The sequence below is a fragment of the Mesorhizobium sp. M7A.F.Ca.ET.027.03.2.1 genome, from assembly GCF_003999175.1.
GTDB lineage: Bacteria > Pseudomonadota > Alphaproteobacteria > Rhizobiales > Rhizobiaceae > Mesorhizobium.
Genome location: NZ_RZOM01000602.1, coordinates 1 through 3,786 on the forward strand (window position 1 = coordinate 1; position 3,786 = coordinate 3,786).

Sequence of the window (3,786 nt, forward strand, 5' to 3'; positions counted from 1 at the left end):
AGGCGGACCATTGCGCGCGCCGACGATCAGGTCCTCGTCGCCCTTGAACATGATGGCCAGCGCGAAAGCGCCTTCCAGCCGCTTCAGCGCCTGGTGCGCGGCCTCGACCGGCTTCAGCCCTCTGGCGAGTTCGCGCGCCACCAGATGGGCGACGACCTCGGTGTCGGTCTGCGAGGAGAAAGAATAGCCATCGCGGATCAGTTCTTCGCGCAATTCGGCGAAATTCTCGATGATGCCGTTATGGACGATGGCGACACCGTCGGAAAAATGCGGATGCGCATTGGTCTCGTTGGGCACGCCGTGTGTCGCCCAGCGTGTGTGACCGATGCCGATCGTACCGTCGAGCGGCTCGTCCTTGAGCCGGCGCTCGAGGTTGATCAGCTTGCCTTCGGCGCGGCGGCGAGCAAGCTGGCCGTGCTCGATGGTGGCGACGCCGGCCGAGTCATAGCCGCGATATTCCAACCGCTTCAGCGCATCGACGATGAGCGGCGCAACCTGCGAGTGGCCGACGATTCCAACGATACCGCACATGCAGACAGCCCCCGATTCCCCGTGGAAAACCAGCGCTATTTAGGGATGGCCGGCCTGCCGCGAAAGTCACATTGCATTTCGTCCCGTGTAACGGAACGCTCATTCTTGTCGATGCACCATGACAGACCGCTCTTGCAATCCGGTTACTGCAATCGTTCGGTTTTTTGCGGGCTGGTCTTACTTTTTCTTCGCAGCCGCGGCCGAAGCAAAGCGTTCGCGCAATTCCTTGCCCTTGCCCGGGATCGTCTTCTGGCGAGCACGGCCGAAGGCCAGCGCATCGTCGGGCACGCTTTCGGTGATCACGCTGCCCGAGGCGATGTAGCCGCCCTTGCCGATGGTGACAGGTGCCACCAGCGACGAATTGGAGCCTACAAAAGCGCCCTCGCCGATGTCCGTGAAGAATTTCGAATAGCCGTCATAATTGCAGGTGATGGTGCCGGCGCCGATATTGGCTCCCGCGCCGACGCGGGCATCGCCGATATAGGTCAGATGGTTGACCTTGGCGCCCTCTTCGATAACCGCCTGCTTGACCTCGCAGAAATTGCCGACCTTGGCCTTGTCCCGGAGATCAGCACCCGGCCGCAGTCGCGCGTATGGCCCGACATCGCAATTGGACGCAATGGTGGCGCCTTCGATGTGGCTGAACGCATGTATCTTGGCGCCCGTCGCAATCTTCACACCCGGACCGAACCAGACATTGGGCTCGACGATCGTGTCAGTGCCGATCTCGGTGTCGTGCGAGAAATACACGGTCTCCGGCGCGATCAGCGTCACGCCCGACAGCATCGCTTCATGCCGCCGGCGCGCCTGCCATATGCCCTCGGCTTGCGCAAGTTCGGCGCGGTTGTTGATACCGAGTGCGCTTTCGAAGCTGGCTTCGGTGGCGACGACATCGAGGCCTCGCGCACTGGCGATCTCGACAATGTCGGTGAGATAATATTCGCCTTTGGCATTCTTATTGCCAACCTGATCGAGCAGCGTCAGCACGTGGGCGCCGGCCACCGCCGTCATGCCGGCATTGCAGAAGCCGATCTTTCTTTCCTCCTCGGAACAGTCCTTCTCCTCGCGGATGGCCACCAATTTGCCGTCCTTCTCGATCAGCCTGCCATAGCCGGTCGGGCTGGGCGGGCGGAAGCCGATCACGACGACGGCGGCGCCCTCGGCCAGCTTCAGCCGCGCCACGGTCAGCGCATCGGCGTCGATCAGCGGCGTGTCGCCAAACATCACCAGGACGTCGTCATAACCCTTTGATATCGCATCGCGTGCGGCCAGCACGGCGTGCGCGGTGCCAAGGCGCTTCTCCTGCACGAAAGTCTCGGCCTTCGGCGCGAACTTTGCCGCAGCCTTGCGCATCTCGTCGGCGCCATGGCCGATCACCAGCGCCTGGCTGCCGGCGCCGGCGGCTTCGGCTGCCTTCACCACATGGGCGACCATCGGCAGGCCGGCGATCTGGTGCAGCACCTTCGGCAGCACGCTCTTCATGCGCGTGCCTTCGCCGGCGGCAAGGATGACGGACAGGCAGGATCTCTGGCTCATGGAAGGGACAACCATATGAAAAGGGTTGGGAATCAAAGCATGCTAGCAGTGGCGCCTTGCTTCACCAATGCGGTTAAATTTCGGTGAGATGGCGGAGCAGCTGACTCTTAATCAGCGGGTCTTAAAACGGAATTCGGCAGTCAGCACACCTACAACAGGCCGTGTTTCTGAATTCCGCCTGCTCGTCACCTGATGTCCAGCCAAACACCTTCAGCTTGCCGTCACGCTTTTCGACGAGATAGTTGACCGCAAAGTCGATGGTCACGGGACTCCCATCCTTGCTTCATAGTCACCGGCCCAGTTTACCTCAGCCACGCAATGGTCCTGGTCGACAGGTGTCACAGAGACCTCCTTGCAGGTCATCCTCTTGCTGCCGAGGGCACGATAGGCCTCAAAGCCCTTCGTCATGATGGCCTTCAACTGCTCGCCATTCTCGCCAACCATGACCGCTGCCGGCGTCACCGAGACAAAACCGGCCGAATACATGTCCGCGACGTCGTTGAGGTCGACGGTGTCGGCGATCGCGTCATTGTAGATTTTCTCATAGACCTTGAAGAATTTTCGCACATCCGCCTTGGCTACCATTCTCGCTTCCCGGCTCGAAAAAGTGTTGATCAACGGTACTGCAAATGCGGGCTGCCGTGCATCGTTCCGCCGACGCGACCTACCCCAGCCGCCCCAGCACCGGGAAATTTTCCAGCAGCCAGTAAGACACCGTCTGCACGCCGCCGGTGAGGAAAAACACGCCGGCGACCACCAGCAGCGCGCCGATCGCCTTTTCGACCCGGCCGAGATGAACGCGGAATTTGCCGAGGAAGCGCATGAAGGCGCCGGAAAACAGGGCGGCGATCAGGAACGGGATACCCAGCCCGAGCGAATAGGCGGCGAGCAGCAGCGCGCCCTCGCCCACCGTCTCGCGGCCGCCGGCCAGCGTCAGGATCGGACCGAGCACCGGACCGATGCAGGGCGTCCAGCCGAAGGCGAAGGCCAACCCCATGACATAGGCGGCGACGGCGCTTGCCGGCTTGCCTTGCGACTGGAAGCGCGCCTCGCGTGAAAGCAGCGGAATGCGCAGGATACCGAGGAAATTCAGGCCCATGAGGATGATCAGCACACCGGCGCCCATCGCCAGCGGCTCCTGCCAGATACGCAGCAGCCGGCCGATGGTCGAAGCCCCGGCGCCAAGCGCGACAAAGACGGTCGAGAAGCCGAGCACGAAGGCGATCGAGGAATAAAGCAGCGCGCCGCGCGCGCCTTCACGCGCTGTCGCACCCGCATTGCCGCGGAAATCGTCGACCGAGACGCCGGCCATATAGCAGAGATAGGGCGGCACCAGCGGCAGCACGCAAGGCGACAGGAACGAGATCGCTCCCGCCCCGACCGCGCTGACATAGCCGATGTCCAATGCCATTTCCAGGAACTCCACTGTCGTGTCGCTGATATAGCGACGCGCAGCCTTGTCCACCAATCACCATTGTGTTGGCAAGATCATGCTTGCCGGGGAAGAAACGGCAGCCCCTGGGCGTTGACACAGCGAGGCCGCGATTTCCCGCGCGTCTCCAGATACCAGTCAGGGAGATTTCCATGAAAACCATAACCGCAGGACTGGCAGCGCTTCTGCTCAGCACCGCCGCATCCTTCGCCGCCGACGCGTGGAAGGAAGCCGAGGTCAATGGCACCAAGATCTACACCGACGCCAACGGCATGACGCTGTATACC

General features: G+C 62.0%; 4 protein-coding genes and 1 pseudogene. All 5 read right to left on the bottom strand.

Annotated elements, in window-relative coordinates; translation table 11 throughout:
* Positions 1–531: pseudogene (locus tag EN750_RS23105) on the bottom strand (glutamine--fructose-6-phosphate aminotransferase); the annotation flags it as partial.
* 177 nt (positions 532–708) lie between these two features.
* Positions 709–2,067, bottom strand: a complete 1,359-nt coding sequence (gene glmU / locus EN750_RS23110) for a bifunctional UDP-N-acetylglucosamine diphosphorylase/glucosamine-1-phosphate N-acetyltransferase GlmU (protein ID WP_127397750.1) — start codon at positions 2,065–2,067, stop codon at positions 709–711.
* A gap of 121 nt (positions 2,068–2,188) precedes the next feature.
* The gene (locus EN750_RS40905; protein ID WP_245481736.1) at positions 2,189–2,332 is read right to left on the bottom strand and encodes a hypothetical protein; all 144 of its coding nucleotides are present in this window, start codon (positions 2,330–2,332) and stop codon (positions 2,189–2,191) included.
* Positions 2,329–2,652, bottom strand: coding sequence for a nuclear transport factor 2 family protein (locus tag EN750_RS23115; protein ID WP_245481737.1), 324 nt, complete (start codon positions 2,650–2,652; stop codon positions 2,329–2,331). Before EN750_RS23115 ends, EN750_RS40905 begins: the two co-directional genes overlap by 4 nt.
* A gap of 79 nt (positions 2,653–2,731) precedes the next feature.
* Positions 2,732–3,478, bottom strand: coding sequence for a cytochrome c biogenesis CcdA family protein (locus EN750_RS23120; RefSeq protein WP_127379876.1), 747 nt, complete (start codon positions 3,476–3,478; stop codon positions 2,732–2,734).
* Positions 3,479–3,786: the final 308 nt, after the last annotated feature.